Here is a 20305-nt window from a genome sequence, read left to right as displayed (position 1 = left end):
AACCTGCGACCTTCGGGTTATGAGCCCGACGAGCTGCCAGACTGCTCCACCCCGCGTCGGAGAAACAGAACTATAAGCGACAACTGAACCAAAGTCAAATCATTTTTTGCACTGCAAAAGATTCTTGACTCAACAGCCGCTTCAATGATCGGTGGTGCCGGCAATAGGAATCGAACCCACGACCTTCTGATTACAAATCAGCTGCTCTACCAACTGAGCTATGCCGGCGACGGACGCGGATTATAGCCTAAGGCGGACGAACTGACTGCCCCGCGAGACTTGCATCGGTTACTGTATTTCTATACAGTTCCCCTACAGCAAAACCAATGCAGGAGACGGCACCATGCAATCGATCAACACGCGTGCCCTGATGGCGCTAGGGCTGCTCGCAGGACTCATGATCGGCACCGGCCATGTCGGGGGAGGCCTTGCGGTGACCATCGCGGCCGGTGCCGCCGTGTGGCTTGCGAGGTCAGGAGCGCTCAGGCGCGACACCCCCTGAGGCCATGTCAGCCAGCGCACGCCAGGGCCAGTGTCCTCAAGCCCTCGGGCACGCGGCCAGTCAATCACCCGGTTTCAGCGGCCGAAGCGGCTCACCAATTGCTGCAGCTTTTCCTGCTTGCGGCGCTCGGCCTCCTCGGCTTCACGCTTTTCACGCTGTTGCTTGGCGGCCGCGGCAAAGCGCTCCTTGAGCGTCGTGCTGGCGTGAACCCGCTGCTCTTCGGTGACCTCCCCTACCGGATTGCCATCGAGGTCGAATCGCTGGGCATTACGCTCGACAGCCTTCAAGTAGCGTGTGGAAGCGGTATGCATACGCAGCGCGATACGCAAGGTCTTGCGCTCGAAGTCGGGAAAGCGCTCGATGATGCTGTTGTCGATCTTCAGCGCCAAAGGCTTGCAGTCCCGAAATACCGGGCACTCAGCTTCCAGGCGCTTTAGCATCGCGCGGGGTTCGAGGCGAGGAGCAGGCTTGGCGGGTTCGACGGACGGCGCTGCTCCCGGAGCAGCGGTGGACGTGGAGGCGTGTTCGGCGGTCATCGGTTCGAGAACTCTGGAGTAAGGTCGGGCGTCAACGGCACACTGGATGGCTCGGGGTAATCCATTGCGGCAAAGCCTTGCGACTGGTCCGACATTCTACCCCTGCCCCCCTTGCAAGACCTTGCCGACGATCACTTCTGGAGTCTGGCGCCGCCCTTTCCCGACAGTTGTCGCGGCACCGCAACGCGTCGGCTCACTTTTCTGGAGCGCGTCATGAAGAAGCGCTGGAAGCGACTACCGGACTCACGTAGCGAGCCCGCCGGCATCGAGCGGCGCATCCTGCGACGCCTGCCGATGATCGCGCTGGCGGGCACCGCCGCTTGCGTGGCCATTTCACTGTTCGCACGACTGCTGTGGTGGGGCGACACCAGTGTCGAGACTGCGCGGGCGTTGCAGATGATCGACATCTGGGTCATTGCTGCGGTCGTGCTGCACTGGACGGTCGTGGTCACGGTCGCGATCGGCTCCTTCATCGTCTTCGTGATGAAGGGGCCCGCCTATATCGCGGACCGCTATGACCTGCCCGACGAAAACGCACCACGATAAGGGCTCCTGCCATCGCCTGACACGCGGACAGATCGACTGAGGGCTTGCACTGCCGCTCGCCGCCGCCCCGTATAATCGCGAGGCCTGCACGCTCTTGCTCGAGGTCACGTCCGCCATGTCCGCGCTCAGCAATCCCTCAGAAATCGCCCGCGAGACGCTTCGCCAGCTCGCCATGCGCCGAGTGGCACCCACGCCGGACAACTACCGCAAGCTCTATCACGAGATCGCAGGCTCGACAGCCAGGGACGAGGAGCTACCCGAAGCCTTCGTACGCAAGCTCGCGCGCCGACTGCCGCGCGACACCGCAGACCGACAGCGCCACCTGCGCCAAATCGAGCAAGCGCTCACGGACGGCCAGCCGAAAGTCGCCGAAGCCGCGCTGGAGCGTTATATCGACGGACTCAAGGCGGTCGAACAACCGGCCTGGAACGAAGTCATCGCCAGCCTGCTGCGTCAATGGGAGACCCGCCACGCCGGCTGGACCACCGCGCGCAAGCGCGAATCGCTTGACCGCGTGCTCAACGCCTCCGACGCGAGCACGCTGTACACTCGGCTGCAGGGACTGATGCGCGGCTGGAGCCAATCGGGCGCCAATGCCGATTCGAACGCAGTGGAGGTGGCCGGTAGCGCTGACACGGGGCCTGGCACCGCGCCAACGCCACCTGCGACAGCCCGCGCCGGCACCGCAACCACTCGCATGGTCGGCACCGCCGGCAGTATCGAACTGCTCGACACCCTGCGCGAGCTACTGCGCATCAGCCTGGGGCAGGCCCTTCCCGCACTGCTCACCGAGCACTCCGAACTCAGCTCTGAGGCCCGGGCAATCGCGGCCGCCGTCGACGCCAGCCGCGATGTCGCCGACCTGCCTCCGATCGGCCAGCGCCTGCGCAAACTCACTCGCGAGATCGAGCTCACCGCCGCCGATGACGCCGAGGTGCGCGCCGGCCTGCTCGAGCTGCTGCGCCTGTTGCTGCGCAACATCGACGACATCGTGCTCGACGATCAATGGCTCAGCGGGCAGGTCGAGATGCTGCGCGAGATCGTCGACAGCAAGCCCGATCCGCGCAAGATCGACGATGCCACACGGCGACTCGGCGAACTCATCTCCAAGCAGGGCCAGCTCAAGCACAGTCTGGTCGAGACCCAACGTCACCTGCGCGAAATGCTGGCGGGCTTCGTCGATCAGCTCGCGCGCTTCTCGGAGAGCACCGGCACGTACCACGACCGCATCGGCACCTGCGCGCAACGCATTGCCCAGGCCAGGGACATCGCCGAGATCGGCCCGTTGCTCGATGAGGTCATGGCCGAGACGCGCAGCATCCAGGAAGAGGCGCGGCGCTCGCGCGGCGAACTGATCGCGGCCCGCGAACAGGCGCGCGAAGCCGAGTCGCGCGTTTCCAGCCTGCAGGCCCAGCTCGAGGAAACCAGCCGCCTCATGCGCCACGACCAGCTCACCGGCGCGCTGAACCGGCGCGGCCTGGAAGAGATGTTCCAGAATGAGGCCGCACGCGCCCAGCGCCGCGGCAGCCGTCTGGCCATCGCGCTGCTCGATATCGACCACTTCAAGAAGCTCAACGACAGCCTCGGCCACAAAGTGGGCGACGACGCCCTCGTGCATCTGGCGCGCATCGTACGCCAGCATCTGCGCCCACAGGACGTGCTCGCCCGCTTCGGCGGCGAGGAGTTCGTCATCCTGCTCCCCGAGACGGCCGACAGCGATGCCCAGCAGGCGCTCGTCCGCCTGCAGCGCGAGCTGACTCGGGAATTCTTCATGGCCGATCAGCAGAAGGTGGTGATCACCTTCAGCGCCGGCGTCACCCCGCTGGGCGACGGCGAGCCCCTTGGAGCCGCCCTCAAGCGTGCCGACACGGCGATGTATCAAGCCAAGCAGGCCGGCCGCAACCAAGTTGTCGTCGCCCCGCTTCCCCCCGCCACCGCCACCGCCACTGCCACTGCCACTGCCACTGCCACGCCCGCAGCCTAGCGCCCGGCGCGCGCCACCTGCACCAGCCCGGGCGCACCCCGGTCAGTCGTGCAGGCTCTGCAGGTAAGTGAGCAACGCATCGAGTTCATCGTCGGGCATGGCCTGGTATTGCTGCTTGCGCCGATATGCACTGGACGGCAGCACCGCCTCCAGCGCCGCTGCGCCCACCACCCAGTCGTGCAGTTCGGCGCGGGTGCGCCGGGCGCCGACGCCGTCCAGCGGATAGCGTGGATTCCCCTCGCCCGCCACCGAATGGCAATTCGCGCAGCGATTGCGGTCGAACACCACCCGGCCCCGATGCTCGCCCCCCTCGATCGGCGCGGGCAGCGCGACGGGCGCAGAATCGTTCAAGCCCTCGCGCGCGAACGACTGCTCGTTGTGCACCCAGGCAAAGCGCAGCGACAGGGACACGGTGACCAGCACCGTCAGCAGCGCAACCCAGCGGGCCAGTCGCTCACGCATCGCTACACCATGTCGAAGAGTTCGAAATGCAAATGGCCGAGGCCGACGCCGAGCGCGTGCAGCTCGCGTTGCACAATCTCGCTCACCACCCGCGGCCCGCAGACGAAGTATTCATGCCCCTCCAGCGCAGCCGGCAGCACCCGCCGCAGCAGGGCCGCGTCGATGCGGCCGCGCTCGCCAGGCCAGTCGACTGGCGGATCTTCGAGCACATGCACGATGCGCAGGGCGAGCCGTGCGCGCAGCGTTTCGAGCTCGTCACGGAAGATCACCGACCCCAAGTCCCTGTTCGCATCGATCAGCAGCAAGGGCCGCCGATCGCCGCGATCGGCCAGGGTGCGCAGCATCGACATGATCGGTGCAATACCCACCCCCGCAGCGACGAAGACGAAGCCCCTCGCCTGTGGATAGCGCTCCGTGCTGAACACACCGTAGGGACCGTCGAGGTACACCGTCTCGCCGGGCTCCATGGTGGCCACGGTGCGCGTGAAGTCTCCCAGCGCCTTGATCGAAAACGCCAGTCGCCCGGGCTGCTCCGCACTGCCCGAGAACGAGAACGGATGCTCCTCGAAGCTGAACGGCGAGGCGCGCGCCGTCAACCAGGCGAACTGGCCCGGCGCGAAGCGCAGTCCGGCATGGCCGTCGGGCGTGACCGTCAGCGTGGTCGTGCCACCTCCCTCGGCGCGTACCTCCACCACCCGGTAGGGCCGCTGCCTCATGCGCCAGGGCTTGACCACCCGCACATGCACAATCAGCAACACCCACGACAAGGTGTAGCCGATCCATAGCCACCGCTTCCAGCCCTCGCCCGTGTAGTAGCCCACCCCCAGCACATGGATTACCGCCAGCAGCATGGCCGCTGTCGCGACTACCGTATGGAGCATGCGCCAGCGCCGGTACTCCAGGCCCAGCCGCTTGCGCCACAGGGAGGTGCCGATCAGCACCAGGAAGAAGACCAGCGCAAGTCGTCCGGCGCTCATGTGGCCGGGCGCCTCGAGCGGGTCGAGCGACCCGAGGGCCTCGCCATGAGCGACACGCACGATCAGCCAATGAGCGAGGATCAGGCCGATGCCGACGAGCGCGGCGAGACGGTGAAAGTAATAGATGATGTCGATGCCGAATGGCGCGGTCGCACGACGCAGGCGCGCCGTCAGGGCAAACTGCACGCCCATCACGGCCAGGCCCGCAAAACCGAACGCCATCGACAGATCCCACCACAGCCCCGCACCGGGCGGCACCCTGCCGCTGAGCAGCAACAGCAGCGGCGCACACACGAGCAGCAGGTAGGCCGCAACCCATACGACGGCACCGCGTGCACGCCGCCAGCGCACCCAGGCGGATTGCGCGGCATGGCTTGCGGTCATGGTCACGTCCTCATCGGATCGAGCACACGCCACCACGCGCCCACGGCCGCGGGGCTGAAGCCTGCTCCAGCCCGCGCCATGCTCAAGACGAACGGCGGTGGTGACTCTGCGCCAGCTTTTCCGCTGCGTTCTCCAGCGCACTCCAGGAGCCGCCATGCGCCAGGTAAGCCGTGATCCAGTCGGGCGTCGCACCCTCACCGTTCCACGTCAAGGCGCGGCTGGCAGGATGGACGAAGCGAATGGGCGCCGCTGCGGGCACCACTTCGGCCACCACTTCGGGCGCCACCTCGGGCGCCACTACAGTCGCCTCGTCGGCGACGGCCGCCTGCGGCTCCTCGCCCGCCACCGGCGCGGCCGACTCGCCGCCAACCCGCGCGGCCTCCAGCCCCTCGCGCACCGCAATCTCGCGCTCGACCTCGGCAAGCATGGCCTCCAGTTCTGGCAGGGTGTGCTCACTCAGCTCGATGGTCATGCGCAGACTCACTTCGTTTCAGAGGCACTCATGATACGCGGGTCTGTCCGGCGCATCAGCCGAAAATTCGCCGATCCAGAGGCGTTTCCGCAGCAAGCGGCCCGCGTCGAGCGCCTCCTTCTCCTGAGGGCACCGGATCGAGGCCGAAGTGCCGTGCATACACCGTGCCACAGACGATAGCGCAATGAACTTCGCGGCACTCCCAAGTAGAATCATCGCCGACGCTCGCAACGCGGATGTGAAAGGGAATTCAGGGTGACCAAGCAGGAAAGCACGATGCCCTTAGTCCAGGCGGTCAGCGACAGGCGCTGCATCAGCTGCAACCGCTGGCATGGGCGACGACGACCCGGTGTCGAGCCGGACACGGTCGAGGTCGCCTCGGCCGCGGTGCGCGGCGTGTGCATCGAAGGACCGTGGCATCGGAGCTTGCGTGGCGTACGCTCGGCATGTGGCCAGTGGCTGCGCTGGACGGCGCTGGCGGAATGCTCACCCGACGGGCAGTGAGACCATCAGCCATCAAGGTCGGGACCCTCGGAACCCGCGGGCCGGGGCGATGACCGTCATGGGCCTTGACTTTGCCACAGGTCGGCATAAACTCGCCGCCCATCAAGGGGAGTAGCTTTTTCGCCCCGGCATCGTCATCACGGCAGAGCGGTCGCCAGATCCTCTCCCGGTGCCGGGGGCAACGTTCGAATCCGTTGCAAGCGAGACCTTGCCCAAGGGCAAGGTCCGTGCAACGACAGCACGCAGGGGTCTGTGTCCTTCGGGAACAGGCCCTTTTTCGTTTTGTGCGGAGCATGCGATGGAATCGATCGGAACGTGGTGGTTATGGGCGGCCTTTGCCGCCATCGTGGTAACGATGCTGCTGGTGGACCTGTTCGCCTTCGGTGGCGGCAGGCAGCATCGGGTGTCCTTGAAAGAGGCCGCGGGCTGGTCGCTGGCCTGGGTCACGGTGGCGATGCTGTTTGCCGGCGGGCTGTGGTGGTATCTGGACGGCAGCATGGGGCGCGCGCTGGCCAACGAGAAGACCCTCGCATTCGTCACCGGCTATCTGGTCGAGAAGTCGCTTGCGGTCGACAACGTCTTCGTGTGGATGATGATCTTCAGTTTCTTCGCGGTGCCGCTCGAGCTGCAGCGCCGCGTGCTGCTGTACGGCATCGTCGGCGCGATCGTGCTGCGCACGATCATGATCTTCGCCGGCAGCTGGCTGATCAGCGAGTTCCACTGGATCCTGTACGTCTTCGGCGCCTTCCTGGTCGTCACCGGCATCAAGATGGCGTGGTTCTCCGAGCACGACCCGGACCTCGAGAAGAACCCGCTCATCCGCTGGATCCGCAACCACTACCCGGTCACCGACAAGCTCGAGGGCGAGCGCTTCTTCGTGATGCGCGACGGCGTGCGCATGATGACGCCGCTCTTTCTCGCCCTGGTGCTGGTCGAGATCTCGGACGTGATCTTCGCGGTCGACAGCATCCCGGCGATCTTCGCGATCACCACCGACCCCTTCATCGTGCTGACCTCGAACCTGTTCGCCATCCTCGGCCTGCGCGCGATGTACTTCCTGCTCGCCGACCTCGGCGATCGCTTCGAGCTGCTCAAGTACGGCCTGGCGGCAATCCTGGTCTTCATCGGCACCAAGATGCTGATCGTCGAGTGGGTGAAGATTCCGGTCATGGTGTCGCTGTCGGTGGTCGCCACCATCCTCGCCTGCTCGGTCGCGGCCAGCCTGTGGTACTCCGCGCGCAAAGCCGAAGCTGCACGCGCGAGCTGAGCCGAGAAGCCGCCCCTGCCCCCGGGGCGGCCTCTCGGGGTGGCAGCTGCGGCGAAAGCCCTGCTGCCTATTCGGGCGAGACCTGCTCGTCGGCATCCTGCGGACTGCGCTCCAGGCGCTGCACGTCGAATCCGCGCGCCTCGAGGCGAGCGAGCAGTCGGCGGTAGGCCTGCTCGTCGACCGCAGGCGTCCTCGACAGCACCCAGAGATACTCGCGCCGCGGCTCACTCACTGCGACCAGCTGGTAAGCCGGGTCGAGATCGATCACCCAATAGTCGCCCCACACCATGGGCAGCCAGGACAGCCACGCCGGGGCAAAGCGGACCTTGAGTTGCGACGAGTCGGCCGGCCCCACCTGGCGCGCCGTGCCGACCGCTTCGGCCACGCTGCCATCGCTGGTCTGGCAACGGTTGATGACTTGCACACGCCCTGCGCCCTGCAGGCTGTACTCGGCCTGCGTATTGCTGACGCACTGCTGCTGGAAGCGGTTGGGGTACTTCGCGATCTCGTGCCAGGTACCCATGTAGCGCGCCACATCCAGCGTGGGGATGGACTGCAGGGGCGCGCTGCTGGCCGTGTCGGCCGTCGTCGTGCAAGCCGATTGCACGCCGGCGGCCAGCAGCAGCGCGAACGTCGTTGTCTTGAGGTTCTTGATGTTCATGGTGTCTCGGACGGGTGTCGTGCGCATACGTTCCAAAGTCAGCCCACCCGGCTGCCACGCAGCCTGGGCACCACCACCTCCCATTGCTCGCACTTCACGCTGTCCATGTAGGCCGGCTCGGTCTCTTCCTTGTAGCGGACGACGATGCCGGCGACCTCGCAGCGTTCGGGTTCGAGGGCGAGCCTGAAGGCCCTTGCCGTGCGGCCGACCTTGTTACCGCGCAGATCGAACAAGGCGCAACGATCACCGTCCGCGCGCAGCGTCAGCGGGTCGCCCGGTTCGAGTCTGCTGATCGCCTGGTGCACCGGCGCACCAGGATGCTGGCGGCCGGCGAAGCCGATATCCACATCGCCCAGGCCCAGCACCTGGTACTGCGCGTCCAGCGCCGGGTCGTGACTGCCTTCGAAGCGACGGTACTGCGTACACGCGCCCAGCTCGGCGACGAAGGCGTTACCGGGGTCGAACTCGCACAGCGTCAGCGTCTGCTCAGCCCGCGTCATGCCCACGTAGTAGAGCCTGCGGGCCTCGTCCAGCTGCTCGGATGAGGCCTCCCAGTTTCCGTCCAGCAGGGCGACGTGGCCGAACTCCAGCCCCTTGGCCGCATGGACCGTGCCGAGAAAGAGCCCCGGGCGCGCCTGCTGGCGGAGCTCGCGCGCGTAGTCGTAGAGCCAGTCGATCACCGTCGCGGGCGCAAGCAGGCAGTCGCCATATTCGCCACCGAGTTGCTCGAAGGCGGTGGCGAAGAAATCCCCCCAGAGCGGATCGGCGGTGTGCTCGCGGGCGATCTCGGCCACCGCCGCGGCTGCGAGCGCAGGCCCGGCGCGCGCGCGCAGGTGCGCGACGAGGCGAACGAAGGGACGGTGCCGGGTGAGCGGCAGCCCGCTCTGCTTGTCGGTGGCGAGGAAGTACGCAATACCCGCGCGCTCGCACAAGGCCTGCACCGGCCACAGGTAGCGGTGGCTGCGCGCGAGCACCGCAAACCCCTGCCAGTCTGCCCGCCCGTCCAGTGCGCGCAGCCGGTCGAGTTCGGCCACTGCGGCCTGGGCCTGCAGGTTGCCGCAGGGCCGGTCGGGCCCCGCAACACGCAGCCTCAGCACACTGCCGCGGCGCGCGGGGTCGAGCGCCTCCCACTGCCCCCCGGCGGGACCGGCCGCACGCGCCTGGTCGATGCGGATCGGATGTTCCGCCTTCAGCCGCGCGGCGTTGTGCTCGATCAGCTGATTGGCCGCGGCGATGATGGCCCGGCTGGAGCGGTAGTTTTCCACCAGGAAGCTGATCTGCGCGCCGTATTCCTCGCAGAAGCGGGCGATGTGGCGATTGCTGCCGCCGCGCCACTGGTAGATGTTCTGGTCGTCGTCGCCGACGGCGAGGATGCACAGCTCGCCGTCCTGCTCGTCGTGTCGCCCGGCAAGCGCACTGACCAGCCGGTATTGGCGGTCGTCGATGTCCTGGTATTCATCCACCAGGATGTAGCGATAGCCCTGCAGCAGGCGCTCGCGCAGGTCGTTCTCGCCCTCCATCGAAGCGCCACCTTCGAGCAGTGCCGCGGCGCGATCGAGCACGGCGTCGAGTTCGCCCTCTTCCACCTTGTCACGGCGCTCGAAGCTGGTGCCGGTGAGCCGCATCGCCATCGCGTGGTAGGTGAGCACGGTGATCCCGATCGCGTCCTTGCCGACCAGGGCGAACAGGCGCGTGCGGATCTCGTTGGCCGCATGGCGGTTGAAGGTGAGCGCGATGATCGCCGCGGCCGGCACCCGCCGCACGCGCAGCAGGTAGGCGATGCGATGCACCACCACCCGCGTCTTGCCCGAGCCCGGGCCGGCGAGCACGAGTCGGTTGCGGTCCTCGTGATCGGTGACGATGGCCTTTTGCGTGGGGTTGAGCGCTTCGATGATCGCCTTCCACGAGCCCTCGCTGGTGGCCAGCTGCAGGACGTCCTCCTTGCCCGCGAAGTAGCGGCGCAGGAAGTCGTCCTGGATGTCCTCCTTCTCGTGCGGCTGCAGCCCGGCGTGGAAATACCGGCAGGACCAGTTCTGCCCCAGCAGGAAGTCGGCCAACTCTTCCGCCTTCTTGCGGCTGGCGACGAAGACCACCGCGCCACCGTCTCGATCGCCCAGTTCGTCGAGCAGCAGGGCGTGCGTGCGCGCGAACTTTTCGCCCGCCGTCACCGGGAAAACCTCGAAATGCAGGTTCGGCCGCTCGGGCGTGCCGATGAAGGCTGCAAAGCGCACGCCCAGCTCGTCGAGGAAGTGCTGGCGGATGTCGTCGAGCACGTCCTGCTTGGCGGTGGCGGTGAAGCAGCCGATCGGTGCGAGCGCACCCTCTCCCGAGAACTCGCGGATGAAGCGCGCCGCGTACAGGTAGTCCGGCCGGAAGTCGTTGCCCCACTTCGACAGGCAGTGCGATCAGGCTCGCCAGCCGGGTGCGGCACACCTTGAGCGTGCGCGCCAGCCCGGGGTCGGTTTCCGCCAGCAGGGCCGGCAGACGATCCGCCACGGCGTCAAGCGACAGCGGCGTACGCCGGGTCAGCGCAAACAGGAAGTTGCCCAGCCCCGGCCCGGTGCGCGGTGCGATCAAGGCCTGGTAGCACAGCAGCTCGTCGGCATTCGCCTCGAACAGCCTGTCGAAGGCGAGCTGCTGATCGGCGAACAGGGTCAGCGTCGAGCGGCAATCCGCCAGCGGCGAGTTGAGGCTGTCGCGGATCAGCTTGTAGTTCTTGATCAGCCGGTGGTAGGGGTTTTGCGGAAAGGCGAGCGGCGACAGGCGCAGGGTGTCGATCACCGGAAGCTGCAGCAGCCGTGAATCCGGAGCGAGCTCGCGCAGCACCGGCAGGTCGTGGGCCAGCACGTTGTGTCCGAGAACGAAGCTCGCCCCGGCACACATCGACTCGAGACGAGGGAGCGCGGCCTCGAGCCGGGCCCGCACGTTGAGCTCGAGCGTCTCGCCGGTGTCCGGTCGAAGGGCGCCGATCTTGATGATCCGTTGGCGGTCACCGTCCGCTTGAGGGACGGTCTCCAGGTCGAAGATCAGGCATTTTGGTTGAAGGGTCTGCGGTGTCTGCACCATCCGGAAATCTGTCGCTTGCCGAAGGTCTGGCTGCGGCGAACTGCATGATGTCGATAAGCGCGCTGCAGGCTGGAAAGCAGCGCACAAGGCGAGCTTGCCGCATGCGCGCCCCCCACGCAATCGGCATTCCGAATGCCCTCACACAACCGTGTGCCTGATCCATGAAGCATGGTCTCGACGGTGCGATCAATACCCTGACCGAGGTTGAGGCTCGGGCCATTGCTGCAGCCGGCATTTGTCGCAGTCCTCCCACGGCAGGCAGTCGCACACCCGCGGCAGGGCCACGAAGCGGCTGCCCACCTGAACCTTTCCCTCGGTCATCGACTTCGCGGCGGTACTGCGTCGCGGGGCGGGCGCCGATGCCGGCGCCGAGGCGTCATGCGGCGTAGGCTGCCAGCGCGAGAACGGCGCCAAGTCAAGACCGGCCTCGACGTACCAGAGCTTGCGCGCTGCATCCCAGCGCGCACCCAGCTTCTTGGCCTGGTCTTTCTCGGCAAACGGGACCTTCAGGTTGTGGCGCATGGCGGCTTCGCGATCGACTTGGCGGGGGCGCATTATAGGCTTTGCGCCAGCAGGCATCCCCTCAGCCTCAAACTGCCTCAAAATTAAGCGTGCCCCGGAAACGCACGGACAACAAGGGGCCGCGTCCCTTATCCACAGGCTCGCCCACACCCCTGTCCCCACCGGCTGGGGAAAAGCTCCGGGCCACGCCGCAACGAAGCCCTTGCCGAGACCAAGATGACCGAACACACCCCCTTCACCGCCGACACCCCGCCCATCGAGATCGAAACCGGCCCGAACCCGCAGTGGTCGGTCATCTGGATGCATGGCCTGGGCGCCGACGGCAGCGACTTCGCGCCGATCGTGCCGGAGCTGGGCCTACCCGCAGGGCTGGCGCTGCGCTTCGTCTTCCCGCACGCGCCCTTCCGCCCTGTGACCTGCAACGGCGGCTACGTGATGCGCGCCTGGTACGACATCATCTCGCTGGCGCCCAACGCCCGTCAGCTCGACGAAGCCGGCCTGCTCGAATCGCGCGCCTTCGTCCGCCACCTGATCGAGCGCGAAGCCGCGCGCGGCATCCCGAGCGAACGCATCATCCTCGCGGGATTCTCGCAAGGCGGCGCCGTCGCCTACCTGAGCGCGCTCACGCACCCGGCGCCGCTCGCGGGCCTCATGGCGCTCTCCAGTTACATTCCGAGCGCCAGGCTGATCACCGACGACCTCGCCGAAGCGAACCGGCAAATTCCGGTCTTTGCCGCGCACGGAACCCACGACGACGTGGTCTCGCTCGAACTCGGGGAGCAGGCGCTGGGCCTCTTGCAGACGCTCGGTCTCGAGCCCGAGTGGCGCACCTACGCCATGCCCCACTCGGTGTGCATGGCCGAGATCGCCGACATTGGGAGGTGGCTAGAGCGCGTATTCGCTAAGGCACGCTGAGGGAAGGCCCGGCGCCCGCCCTACCCCTTCGTTTCGGACTCGCTTTTCTGCGCCTCGCGCTCAGCCTGCGCCTTCGCGGCCGCGTTCTCTTTTTCCATCTTGTTTCTTGCAATGGCGATCGCCGTCTTGCCAACCAGGATCACCACGGCCGCGAGCAATACGATGAACAGCAGCGATGCACGGCCGCTCGAGACGTCGTCCGGAGCCGTGCTGGCGAGCGCTGCGCCACTCGAAAGGTAAAGGCCAAGGCTGACCGATGCTGCGGCGATGTGTTTCATGGAGAACCTCATTCGTCGACCTGATCATTTCTGGGCGCTGTCCGCCGCACTTCAATCACTCACCCTCCCCCGTGCCGCCTTGACCGACGCCCGCCGCGCCTTCCCCTCCAGGCGGCGGGTGACGGACGCGCGAGTCGGTCGGGTCGCGCGACGCACCTTCGGAGGTGACGCAACGTGTTCGATCAATTCTTCCAGCCGGCGCAGCGCCTCGGCGCGGTTCTTCTCCAGGCTGCGAAACTTCTGCGCCTTGATGATCACCACGCCCTCCTTGCTGATCCGATGGTCGCGCAGGGCCAGCAGTCGCGTGCGGATGTCCTCGGGCAGGCTCGATGCGGCGATATCGAAGCGCAGGTGCACCGCGTTCGACACCTTGTTCACGTTCTGGCCGCCCGCCCCCTGCGCGCGGATCGCGGTGATCTCGATCTCGTCGGGAGCGAGCGTGAAGCGGGCCGTCATCGCTGAGTCCCTGTCCGCGCCCCACGTCGCACGCGCATCAGCATTCCCGGGCAGCGGCCAGGCATCGTGGCAGCTGCGCCTTCGACGCACGCTGAATCTGGCGCAGCAGATCGACCGACACCCTGGGCACCTGATGCCGCAGCCGCAGTTCATCCTCGAGCCGCAGCAGCAGGCTCGCGGCCATCTCCGCATCGGCCAGCGCACGGTGGTAGCGCCCGGCGACCGGCAGATTGGCGTACTCGACCAGGACCCCGAGCTTGTGGCTGGGCGCGGCGGGCAGGAGGCGTCGGGACAGCAGCAGCGAGCACACGAAGTCCTGCTTTCTGCTGCGCTGGATGCGCGCGAGCTCCGCGTCCCAGAACTTGGCGTCGAACGAGGCGTTGTGGGCGACGATCGGCATGTCGCCGATGAAATCGGACACCTCGCGCATGACCTCGCCCGCCGAAGGTGCGCTGCGGACCATGGCGTTCGTGATCCCGGTCAGCGCCTCGATGTAGGCGGGAATCCACACGCCCGCGTTCATCAGGCTCTGGTAGCGGTCGACCACGCGACCGTCCTCCACGATGACCGCTGCGATCTCCGTGGCACGGTCGCCTTGCGCGGGCGACAGCCCCGTGGTCTCGAAATCTATGACTGCCACCGCTTCCATGCTCAACATCTTCCTCTCGGACGTAGCGCGTGGTCTATGCGCACCTTGGTGACCGGGCGGGATTATAGGCAGTGTACGCGCCGTCCGACCCGGCAATGGCGGATGCGCGCTACGAAGTCGGGTCGATGGGCCGCTTTGCGGGGCTGAACCTGACTGAAATGCAGACCGAGCCGATACCGAACGGCAACCGGGCGCAAGCTCATGGATGGACACGCGGGTCTTTGTCGATTGACATGAGGTTTCGATAATCTGTGAAGCATCGATCTGGCTTCGACCGATGAGGGGGAAATCACCATGCTTGCTGCCGACGCCATCCGCGCCCTTGTTCAACGGGCCGTTCTTGCCCCTTCTAGCCACAACACCCAGCCATGGCGGTTTCGTGCGACGGCTTCGGCTATCGACCTGTTGGCGGATCGCACCCGCGCCCTGCCGGTAAACGACCCGTTCGACCGGGAGCTCATCATCAGTTGCGGAGCCGCCTTGATGGCGCTGCGGGCAGCCTCGGCCGATGCAGGTCGGGGCACGCGAGTGCATCTGTTGCCCGATGATACCGACGGAGACTGGCTGGCACGCGTTGAGCTGACCGCCGATCCGGCCGACACGGACCTCGCTGCCCTGGGTCCGCTCATCGAGCAGCGCCGCACCTACCGCAAAGCCTTCGACGCCCGAGAGGTCTCGCCAGACGTCGTCGCGAGTGTCACTTCGTCTGTGGCTGCGCAGGGCGCAAGGCTGCTGACCCTCGACATCGAGCAGCGGCAGGTGGCTGGAGCACTGGTCGCCGAGGGCGACCGCCAACAGTGGGACGACCCGCGCTGGCGCCGCGAACTGGCCATGTGGATGCATCCCCGACGCGACGGCGATGGCCTGAGCATACCTGCGTTGGCCGCCCCGATTGCGCAGGCAGTGGTACGCACCTTCGACATGGGTAACGGCGTGGCGGCCAAGGACCAGCAACTGCTGACGGCCTCCCCCTGGCTGACGGTGCTCACCACGGCGGGGGACGACGTCCAGTCCTGGCTGCATGCCGGGCAGGCGCTGCAATGCGCCCTGCTCGTGGGCTGCCGCCACGGGCTGCAAGCGTCCTACCTGAATCAGCCGGTCGAAGTGCCCAAGCTGCGCACGCGCCTCCAGGCTCTGCTGGGCACGGTGGATCACCCCCAGTTGCTGATGCGATGGGGACACCCCACGGAAGCCCTTCCGCCCGCCCCACGGCGTCCCCCGGAGGCGGTGCTCGAAGCCGTGGCGAGCCGAGCGGACCGGGGATGCACCCCATCATGAAATGGCTCCTGTTCGGCCTAGTGGCCGTTGTCATCGTCGCAATCGCCCTCTGGGGACTCGGGCGGTGGTGCTGGTCCTCGAAGACGCGCGCGTTGCTGGACAAGCTGGAGGCCAGCCGATCAAGCGCTGCGGTCGAGCGTTTCAACCCCTAGGAGCTGCAGGGGCTGCCGGAGCCGGTTGCGCGTCATCTGCAGCAGGTCTTGCCGGAGGGGACACCGATCATCCGGGCCGTGGATGTGGTCCACCGTGGTTCGTTCAACATGAGCCAGACGGGCGATCAGTGGAAGCCCTTCACCTCCCGGCAACGTGTGGTGACGCGCCGCCCCGGCTTCGTTTGGGCCGGCCGTGTGTCGATCGCTCCGGGGCTCGACGTGCTCGTGCATGACGCCTATGTGGACGGCGAGGGGATTCTGGAGCCGGCGATCGCGGGGCTGGTCACCCTGATGCGCCTGCGCGACCGGGGCGAGGTGGCACGCGGCGAGTTGATGCGCTTCATGGCCGAGGCGGCGTGGTACCCCACCGCACTGCTGCCCAGCCAGGGCATGCAGTGGGAGCCGGTCGACGAGCAGAGCGCCCGCGCCACACTGGTGGACGGCGACGTACGGCTGACCATGACGTTCCACTTCGGCGCCGACGGGCTGATCGAGACCATCCGCGCCGAATACCGCGGCCGCACAGTGGGCAATCGGATCATCCCGACGCCTTGGGAGGGCCGCGTGTTCGACTACCAGCGACGCGACGGGCTGCTGATTCCCGTTCGGGGCGAAGTGGCATGGATCACGCCAGAAGGCCGACGACCGTACTGGAGAGGCACGATCACCGAGATCCACTACCACCGCTAGCGCCGAACACTCTTCGCTTCGGCAAGCTCCAGCACCGCCGCCAGATCGCGCCGCAATGCAACTTCCAGCGCCGCCGGCACCCGTCCGCCAAAGGCCTCGACCAACTCCGCGTAGTACCACAGCGATCCGTCCTTGCCCCCGGTGAAGCGCTTCCACACCGACTCACCGATCTCCGTGAGGTCAAGCAGGATCGCCTGCAGGTTGGCCAGCTTGTCGCAGGCAGAAACGAGAACGCCGTCGCCCTCTGCCGCGCGCAGGTGGGCGAGGTAGAGCTCCTTCCGCTCACGCCAGGGGCTTTTCTGCCCCTGGGCATCGGGCAGACCGTCGGTACAGAACTGCACGAGGTCGAGGACCTTGCCACCAAGGGCGTCGCGGATCGGCTCGGCCCACTGCGGACCACCGTCTTCGAGGACGTCGTGCAGCAGCGCGGCGATGACCTGGTCCTCGTTGCCACCATAGCGTTGAACCAAAGTCGCCACTGCAACCGGGTGCGTGCTGTACGGCAATGGCAAGCCAAGAGCGTTCTCGGTCCCCTTGCGGATCTGGCCCGCGTGAGCTTCGAGGGCGAGCGACAGGGCGGTGTCGAACTTCTGGGTCATGAAATGGGCTCGTGAGTGGTCGTTTTTTCGATTGCCACTTTCCGACATCCAAGGCTCACCCGGTGCACCCAGTTCGATAGCTGGTGCGCCCTGACATTTATCGAAGTCGCGCCGGCACTTCTCATGAGCGGCGACCGCCAGACCTCGGGTCGCACTTACCTAAGCAGCATCGCCATCCGCCACTCAATCGCCTCCCGCTTCGGATACATCCGCGCCTCGCGCGGCAAAAACAGCGGTTTGCCTTCCAGCTCGGTCAGCACTCGGTAGTCGGGTATGCGGCGATCCAGCGAGGAACTCACCCGCCAGCGAAAGTCGGTGTCCGGCGCAATCAGGTGACGATCGAGCGCCCAGTGCATGTCTGGCGTAAGTGCCAAGCCATTACGTGGGTCGTCATCAGCAGCTTCGCTGAACGGATGGATGTGTGCCGCCTCCACCATCGCCGCTCCATCGGGCAACACCAGCCGTAGGCCAGTTGCCGCGCAGCGGAAGTCATAGATTTCGGTCACCACGCGCCGGAACGCGGGGTCGCGGACATAGCTCGGCGCCGCCTCGGCAGCGATCAGGGCCGGACTGTTCGAAGTTCGGAGCACTCGCTCGTAGTGATTGATTTGCCGCGTCCGCCCCACCACCGCGTCAAGGTCCCGCAGGCCACGGTCGAACCAGGTCTCGGCGAGCACCGCGCTCAGCGCATCGACCGCGCGCTCATCCTGCAGCAGCTCGAAAAGTTCGGTGTCGAGCCGGGCATGATCGATGTTTTCCGTCATCTGCCTTGCCGTTCTCGCGGTGCTCATGCTCTCGAACACGGACTCGCGCCCAGGCCTGGGTTGCAGGTGCCAGAAACTCGCGCCACCACCGCGCAAGCTCCCCGCGAGGTGGAAGAAGGGAAAGTAAGGATTGGGATGGTCGCCCGGACCCCGGACCGCGTTGAAGTACATCGCGTAGCGTTCGAGCAGCGGCGGTGCGTATTCGATGCGGTTCTCGGTGAGCGCCCCGCCGCGGGCCAGATCAAGCACGGCGAGCAGCATGCAGATCTTGTGCGGGCTGGCACGGCCATGCGCCACATTGACCTTGAGCCGGCGGAACTGATCGGCGTAGGTGGCAAGACTCATCACTCGACCCAATATTTCGCCTTGCCGGGCATGACCCAGCGCACGCCACCACGCGGGTCCGGGACGTCACCCAGAAAGCGCGGGATCAGGTGCAGATGGAGGTGCTGGACGGTCTGCCCGGCAGCGGCGCCGTCGTTTATGCCGATATTGAAGCCGTCTGGCTGGAAACTGAGATCCAGCTGTGCCTTCGCCTGCGCGAGCAGTTCAACCACGCAGGTGCGCTCTGCGTCGCTCAAGTCGAAGAAGGATCCGATGTGACGACGCGGGATGACCAATGTGTGTCCCGGCGACACAGGAAAGGCGTCACGGATCACCAGCGCCTCATCCGCCAAGATCAGGATGCGCTCCGCAGGCAGCGCGCAGAAGGGGCAGCTCGCTTTGCTCATGCCTGAATCTTACTTCCATCGGGTACAAGCAGAAGGCGCGAGGCATCGCGTACTCATGCCAGCGCCTCACCCAGCGCCGACTCCGCAGCCCGCGACACTACCACCTCGAGCGCCAATTGCGCTCGCGTCATGCCAACGAACAGACGCCTGCGCACCGCGTCGTCGAGTTGCTCGAAATCCACCTCCGCGAGCACGACGCCCATCGCGCTCTGTCCCTTGAACCGGTGAACGGACTCGATCAGGAGCTCGCCCTCTGACCACACCGGCTCCCCGTCGGCGGTATATCGCCCCAGAAACCTCCGCAGCCCGAAGGTCCCCAGCTTCGCCGCCTTGAGCAGGAGCGAACGCCCGTGCCCACGCGCACTCAGGACGACGATGTCGGCAAGCGGGATCCCGCGCTCGCGCAAAGACTCCACCGCCGCCAGCGTCTGGCGACGCAGGCCGCGCTCGTCGTCGTAGGCGCGAAACCCCGGGAGTTCGCCCACGTAGGGGCTGCGTGCCTCGACCACGCCCTCCGCCAGGCCCAGGGCGTTGATCACATCGACGATGGCGCGCGGCGAACGGAAGTTGTCGTTGCAGCGCACGCTGACCGCGCCGTCGAGGTCGAAGCCGTCGCGCTCATAGAGACGCTGCGCCTCGTCCTCGAGCAGATAGAGCCGCCCGTCTTCCTTCAACTGCGGCAGCAGGCTCACGACCCAGGCGGGGTCGAAGTCCTGCCCTTCGTCGATGATCACGAGGTCGTACAGCGCCTCGAAGTCCTGCGCGTCGCTGCCGTAGCGGTCGACGACCGCCTGGAAGATGCCCTCGGCGGTGAAGTCCGGCTCACCCTGAGTGCGCCGCCAGTGCTCCACGCAGAGCTCGTGAAAACTCGACACCCGCGCACGCGCCGGCGCGATGCGACCGATGTGATCCGCCAGGGTGCGGTTGAAGCAGACGTAAAGGGCCCGCTGCCCTGCGGTCGCCGCGTCGTCGAGCAGGCGAAGCGCAAGCTGCGTTTTTCCGGAACCTGCCGACCACGTTCTTGCAGAACTGAAACGACAGGATCAGCAAGAAATGGCAGCATGAGGACGGCCAGTTGGAAGGCGGAAAACGTAGGGCACCTCAGGCCATCACGATCCGGGTATGCACCTCGACCTTGAGCGCGCGCTTGATGGCGGCAAATACGGCCGAAATGTTGCTCATGGTCGGGTTGCCCGACTTTGACAACATCCGGTGCAGGCTCTTGGCAGGTTTGTGAATTTCCTCGGCCAGCGCCTCGAAACCCACCGTGGCGTTGACCAGGTCACGCAGGATCAGTTTGGCCGACTCCGGCTCGCCGTTAACGAACAGGGTGATGGCCTCGTCCAGAAGCGCCTGCGCAAAGGCGGGATCGCTTTGCACACGCGCGGCCACGGTCTCTTTGAAGTCACGGGTCAGTGCCATCTCACTTCGCTCCCTTGGAGGTTGATGCCTTGCGGCGCTTGTAGTCTTCCCACAGCGCCACAGCCTGACCGATGTCCTGCTGCTGGCGCTTCTTGGTGCCACCACCGATCAGGATGATGATCTTCAGACCGTCCTTGGCCAGGTAGATGCGCAACCCCGGCCCCCAGTCGATCTTGTACTCACCAATGCCACGAAACCACTCGACGTTGGACAGGTTGCCCTGCTCCATCCGGCTTACGGCCACCCGCACCTTGGCAGCAGCAACGGCCTCCAGCGACCCGAACCACTGCGCAAAGGGGCTGTATCCATCGTCCAGCAGTAGTTCTTTGATCTGGTAGCTCATGGACTTGATGGTAACGTATAGGTTCCCGTCAAGCCAGCATGGCAGTTTGAACGTCCGACCGATAGCCTTGGTTGACGATGAAATGCCGCGCATAAGTTTCTGATTCTTCAAGGCCGCGCCTTGCGCCTACCCGCAGGACAAACGG

26 protein-coding genes, 1 tRNA gene and 1 pseudogene are annotated in these 20305 nt (G+C 66.1%); 10 read left to right on the top strand and 18 right to left on the bottom strand.

Annotation, left to right across the window (positions count from 1 at the left end; translation table 11 throughout):
• Positions 1-152: 152 nt before the first annotated feature.
• Positions 153-228: transfer RNA gene (locus tag PLC66_RS16450), tRNA-Thr, on the bottom strand.
• Between the two features lie 115 nt (positions 229-343).
• On the opposite strand from PLC66_RS16450, the gene PLC66_RS16445 reads away from it, so the two are divergent.
• Positions 344-502: a hypothetical protein gene (locus tag PLC66_RS16445; RefSeq protein ID WP_324542331.1), complete on the top strand. Its 159-nt coding sequence runs from the start codon at positions 344-346 to the stop codon at positions 500-502.
• Positions 503-576: 74 nt separating this feature from the next.
• Here PLC66_RS16445 and PLC66_RS16440 read toward each other — a convergent pair whose 3' ends face one another.
• On the bottom strand, positions 577-1038 hold the full coding sequence (locus PLC66_RS16440; protein ID WP_324542330.1) for a ProQ/FINO family protein: 462 nt from the start codon (positions 1036-1038) through the stop codon (positions 577-579).
• Between the two features lie 213 nt (positions 1039-1251).
• On the opposite strand from PLC66_RS16440, the gene PLC66_RS16435 reads away from it, so the two are divergent.
• Both PLC66_RS16435 and PLC66_RS16430 read left to right on the top strand, forming a co-directional pair.
• Positions 1252-1584 carry a hypothetical protein gene (locus PLC66_RS16435; RefSeq protein ID WP_324542329.1) on the top strand — a complete coding sequence of 111 codons (333 nt, stop codon included), beginning with the start codon at positions 1252-1254 and terminating at the stop codon, positions 1582-1584.
• 115 nt (positions 1585-1699) lie between these two features.
• Positions 1700-3568 carry a GGDEF domain-containing protein gene (locus PLC66_RS16430; protein ID WP_324542327.1) on the top strand — a complete coding sequence of 623 codons (1869 nt, stop codon included), beginning with the start codon at positions 1700-1702 and terminating at the stop codon, positions 3566-3568.
• A gap of 42 nt (positions 3569-3610) precedes the next feature.
• Here PLC66_RS16430 and PLC66_RS16425 read toward each other — a convergent pair whose 3' ends face one another.
• The 3 genes from PLC66_RS16425 to PLC66_RS16415 form a co-directional block, all read right to left on the bottom strand.
• Entirely contained in the window at positions 3611-4030 is a 420-nt protein-coding gene (locus PLC66_RS16425; protein WP_324542326.1) for a c-type cytochrome, read from the bottom strand.
• Between the two features lie 2 nt (positions 4031-4032).
• On the bottom strand, positions 4033-5391 hold the full coding sequence (locus PLC66_RS16420; protein ID WP_324542325.1) for a ferredoxin reductase family protein: 1359 nt from the start codon (positions 5389-5391) through the stop codon (positions 4033-4035).
• A gap of 82 nt (positions 5392-5473) precedes the next feature.
• Entirely contained in the window at positions 5474-5863 is a 390-nt protein-coding gene (locus tag PLC66_RS16415; protein ID WP_324542324.1) for an H-NS family nucleoid-associated regulatory protein, read from the bottom strand.
• A 276-nt stretch (positions 5864-6139) separates the two neighbouring features.
• Here PLC66_RS16415 and PLC66_RS16410 point away from each other — a divergent pair, with 276 nt between their 5' ends.
• Both PLC66_RS16410 and PLC66_RS16405 read left to right on the top strand, forming a co-directional pair.
• Positions 6140-6367: a hypothetical protein gene (locus PLC66_RS16410; protein ID WP_324542323.1), complete on the top strand. Its 228-nt coding sequence runs from the start codon at positions 6140-6142 to the stop codon at positions 6365-6367.
• Between the two features lie 298 nt (positions 6368-6665).
• Positions 6666-7634 (top strand): TerC family protein, encoded by a 969-nt coding sequence (locus PLC66_RS16405; RefSeq protein WP_324542322.1) that lies wholly within the window; start codon positions 6666-6668, stop codon positions 7632-7634.
• 67 nt (positions 7635-7701) lie between these two features.
• Here PLC66_RS16405 and PLC66_RS16400 read toward each other — a convergent pair whose 3' ends face one another.
• Together PLC66_RS16400 and PLC66_RS16395 are read right to left on the bottom strand one after the other, a co-directional pair.
• The gene (locus PLC66_RS16400; protein ID WP_324542321.1) at positions 7702-8295 is read right to left on the bottom strand and encodes a lipocalin family protein; all 594 of its coding nucleotides are present in this window, start codon (positions 8293-8295) and stop codon (positions 7702-7704) included.
• A gap of 38 nt (positions 8296-8333) precedes the next feature.
• Positions 8334-10568: a UvrD-helicase domain-containing protein gene (locus PLC66_RS16395; protein ID WP_324542320.1), complete on the bottom strand. Its 2235-nt coding sequence runs from the start codon at positions 10566-10568 to the stop codon at positions 8334-8336.
• Positions 10569-10674: 106 nt separating this feature from the next.
• On the opposite strand from PLC66_RS16395, the gene PLC66_RS16390 reads away from it, so the two are divergent.
• Positions 10675-11097 carry a hypothetical protein gene (locus PLC66_RS16390; protein ID WP_324542319.1) on the top strand — a complete coding sequence of 141 codons (423 nt, stop codon included), beginning with the start codon at positions 10675-10677 and terminating at the stop codon, positions 11095-11097.
• A 450-nt stretch (positions 11098-11547) separates the two neighbouring features.
• Here PLC66_RS16390 and PLC66_RS16385 read toward each other — a convergent pair whose 3' ends face one another.
• Positions 11548-11883: a DUF5710 domain-containing protein gene (locus tag PLC66_RS16385; protein WP_324542334.1), complete on the bottom strand. Its 336-nt coding sequence runs from the start codon at positions 11881-11883 to the stop codon at positions 11548-11550.
• 216 nt (positions 11884-12099) lie between these two features.
• Here PLC66_RS16385 and PLC66_RS16380 point away from each other — a divergent pair, with 216 nt between their 5' ends.
• A complete protein-coding gene (locus PLC66_RS16380; protein WP_324542318.1) occupies positions 12100-12798 on the top strand; it encodes an alpha/beta hydrolase in 699 nt (232 codons plus the stop codon).
• 20 nt (positions 12799-12818) lie between these two features.
• On the opposite strand, the gene PLC66_RS16375 is transcribed toward PLC66_RS16380, so the two are convergent.
• Genes PLC66_RS16375 through PLC66_RS16365 form a run of 3 tightly spaced genes read right to left on the bottom strand, consistent with a single transcriptional unit; the run spans position 12819 to position 14181 of the window.
• Complete coding sequence (locus PLC66_RS16375; RefSeq protein ID WP_324542317.1) at positions 12819-13076, bottom strand: hypothetical protein; 258 nt, start codon at positions 13074-13076, stop codon at positions 12819-12821.
• 51 nt (positions 13077-13127) lie between these two features.
• The gene (arfB, locus tag PLC66_RS16370; RefSeq protein ID WP_324542316.1) at positions 13128-13532 is read right to left on the bottom strand and encodes an alternative ribosome rescue aminoacyl-tRNA hydrolase ArfB; all 405 of its coding nucleotides are present in this window, start codon (positions 13530-13532) and stop codon (positions 13128-13130) included.
• Positions 13533-13569: 37 nt separating this feature from the next.
• Entirely contained in the window at positions 13570-14181 is a 612-nt protein-coding gene (locus tag PLC66_RS16365) for a 3'-5' exonuclease (RefSeq protein ID WP_324542333.1), read from the bottom strand.
• Between the two features lie 294 nt (positions 14182-14475).
• On the opposite strand from PLC66_RS16365, the gene PLC66_RS16360 reads away from it, so the two are divergent.
• From PLC66_RS16360 to PLC66_RS16350, 3 genes are read left to right on the top strand one after another with little or no spacing between them, the layout of a single operon-like run.
• Positions 14476-15459 (top strand): Acg family FMN-binding oxidoreductase, encoded by a 984-nt coding sequence (locus PLC66_RS16360; RefSeq protein ID WP_324542315.1) that lies wholly within the window; start codon positions 14476-14478, stop codon positions 15457-15459.
• Positions 15456-15611: a hypothetical protein gene (locus PLC66_RS16355; RefSeq protein ID WP_324542314.1), complete on the top strand. Its 156-nt coding sequence runs from the start codon at positions 15456-15458 to the stop codon at positions 15609-15611. Before PLC66_RS16360 ends, PLC66_RS16355 begins: the two co-directional genes overlap by 4 nt.
• A gap of 3 nt (positions 15612-15614) precedes the next feature.
• On the top strand, positions 15615-16301 hold the full coding sequence (locus tag PLC66_RS16350) for a DUF6920 family protein (protein ID WP_324542332.1): 687 nt from the start codon (positions 15615-15617) through the stop codon (positions 16299-16301).
• Here PLC66_RS16350 and PLC66_RS16345 read toward each other — a convergent pair.
• The 7 genes and pseudogenes from PLC66_RS16345 to PLC66_RS16320 all read right to left on the bottom strand — a co-directional run bounded on the left by PLC66_RS16345 (position 16298) and on the right by PLC66_RS16320 (position 20160).
• The gene (locus PLC66_RS16345; RefSeq protein ID WP_324542313.1) at positions 16298-16900 is read right to left on the bottom strand and encodes an HD domain-containing protein; all 603 of its coding nucleotides are present in this window, start codon (positions 16898-16900) and stop codon (positions 16298-16300) included. The genes PLC66_RS16350 and PLC66_RS16345 overlap by 4 nt on opposite strands.
• Before the next feature lie 155 nt (positions 16901-17055).
• The gene (locus PLC66_RS16340) at positions 17056-18009 is read right to left on the bottom strand and encodes an HNH endonuclease (RefSeq protein ID WP_324542312.1); all 954 of its coding nucleotides are present in this window, start codon (positions 18007-18009) and stop codon (positions 17056-17058) included.
• Positions 18009-18395, bottom strand: coding sequence for an HIT family protein (locus PLC66_RS16335; RefSeq protein WP_324542311.1), 387 nt, complete (start codon positions 18393-18395; stop codon positions 18009-18011). The genes PLC66_RS16340 and PLC66_RS16335 overlap by 1 nt, the downstream gene beginning before the upstream one ends.
• A gap of 53 nt (positions 18396-18448) precedes the next feature.
• The gene (locus tag PLC66_RS22935) at positions 18449-18658 is read right to left on the bottom strand and encodes an ATP-binding domain-containing protein (RefSeq protein ID WP_503012228.1); all 210 of its coding nucleotides are present in this window, start codon (positions 18656-18658) and stop codon (positions 18449-18451) included.
• A 369-nt stretch (positions 18659-19027) separates the two neighbouring features.
• A pseudogene (locus PLC66_RS22930) lies at positions 19028-19396 on the bottom strand (NERD nuclease); the annotation flags it as partial.
• Positions 19397-19496: 100 nt separating this feature from the next.
• On the bottom strand, positions 19497-19817 hold the full coding sequence (locus PLC66_RS16325) for a helix-turn-helix domain-containing transcriptional regulator (RefSeq protein WP_324542309.1): 321 nt from the start codon (positions 19815-19817) through the stop codon (positions 19497-19499).
• A 1-nt stretch (position 19818) separates the two neighbouring features.
• Entirely contained in the window at positions 19819-20160 is a 342-nt protein-coding gene (locus PLC66_RS16320; RefSeq protein WP_324542307.1) for a type II toxin-antitoxin system RelE/ParE family toxin, read from the bottom strand.
• Positions 20161-20305: the final 145 nt, after the last annotated feature.

Source organism: Thauera sp. (genome assembly GCF_035444905.1).
Taxonomy (GTDB): domain Bacteria; phylum Pseudomonadota; class Gammaproteobacteria; order Burkholderiales; family Rhodocyclaceae; genus Thauera.
The sequence above is the reverse complement of the archived record's forward strand: the minus strand, read 5'-3'. Positions and strand labels throughout refer to the sequence as shown.

Coding starts and splice junctions, on each gene's coding strand:
- PLC66_RS16435 (WP_324542329.1), top strand. CDS start 1,252: ATGAAGAAGCGCTGGAAGCGACTACCGGACTCACGTAGCGAGCCCGCC.
- PLC66_RS16365 (WP_324542333.1), bottom strand. CDS start 14,181: ATGGAAGCGGTGGCAGTCATAGATTTCGAGACCACGGGGCTGTCGCCC.
- PLC66_RS16410 (WP_324542323.1), top strand. CDS start 6,140: ATGCCCTTAGTCCAGGCGGTCAGCGACAGGCGCTGCATCAGCTGCAAC.
- PLC66_RS16345 (WP_324542313.1), bottom strand. CDS start 16,900: ATGACCCAGAAGTTCGACACCGCCCTGTCGCTCGCCCTCGAAGCTCAC.
- PLC66_RS16355 (WP_324542314.1), top strand. CDS start 15,456: ATGAAATGGCTCCTGTTCGGCCTAGTGGCCGTTGTCATCGTCGCAATC.
- PLC66_RS16360 (WP_324542315.1), top strand. CDS start 14,476: ATGCTTGCTGCCGACGCCATCCGCGCCCTTGTTCAACGGGCCGTTCTT.
- PLC66_RS16320 (WP_324542307.1), bottom strand. CDS start 20,160: ATGAGCTACCAGATCAAAGAACTACTGCTGGACGATGGATACAGCCCC.
- PLC66_RS16375 (WP_324542317.1), bottom strand. CDS start 13,076: ATGAAACACATCGCCGCAGCATCGGTCAGCCTTGGCCTTTACCTTTCG.
- PLC66_RS16425 (WP_324542326.1), bottom strand. CDS start 4,030: ATGCGTGAGCGACTGGCCCGCTGGGTTGCGCTGCTGACGGTGCTGGTC.
- PLC66_RS16385 (WP_324542334.1), bottom strand. CDS start 11,883: ATGCGCCACAACCTGAAGGTCCCGTTTGCCGAGAAAGACCAGGCCAAG.
- PLC66_RS16340 (WP_324542312.1), bottom strand. CDS start 18,009: ATGAGTCTTGCCACCTACGCCGATCAGTTCCGCCGGCTCAAGGTCAAT.
- PLC66_RS16400 (WP_324542321.1), bottom strand. CDS start 8,295: ATGAACATCAAGAACCTCAAGACAACGACGTTCGCGCTGCTGCTGGCC.
- PLC66_RS16405 (WP_324542322.1), top strand. CDS start 6,666: ATGGAATCGATCGGAACGTGGTGGTTATGGGCGGCCTTTGCCGCCATC.
- PLC66_RS16380 (WP_324542318.1), top strand. CDS start 12,100: ATGACCGAACACACCCCCTTCACCGCCGACACCCCGCCCATCGAGATC.
- PLC66_RS16440 (WP_324542330.1), bottom strand. CDS start 1,038: ATGACCGCCGAACACGCCTCCACGTCCACCGCTGCTCCGGGAGCAGCG.
- PLC66_RS16420 (WP_324542325.1), bottom strand. CDS start 5,391: ATGACCGCAAGCCATGCCGCGCAATCCGCCTGGGTGCGCTGGCGGCGT.
- arfB (WP_324542316.1), bottom strand. CDS start 13,532: ATGACGGCCCGCTTCACGCTCGCTCCCGACGAGATCGAGATCACCGCG.
- PLC66_RS16415 (WP_324542324.1), bottom strand. CDS start 5,863: ATGACCATCGAGCTGAGTGAGCACACCCTGCCAGAACTGGAGGCCATG.
- PLC66_RS16430 (WP_324542327.1), top strand. CDS start 1,700: ATGTCCGCGCTCAGCAATCCCTCAGAAATCGCCCGCGAGACGCTTCGC.
- PLC66_RS16445 (WP_324542331.1), top strand. CDS start 344: ATGCAATCGATCAACACGCGTGCCCTGATGGCGCTAGGGCTGCTCGCA.
- PLC66_RS16325 (WP_324542309.1), bottom strand. CDS start 19,817: ATGGCACTGACCCGTGACTTCAAAGAGACCGTGGCCGCGCGTGTGCAA.
- PLC66_RS16335 (WP_324542311.1), bottom strand. CDS start 18,395: ATGAGCAAAGCGAGCTGCCCCTTCTGCGCGCTGCCTGCGGAGCGCATC.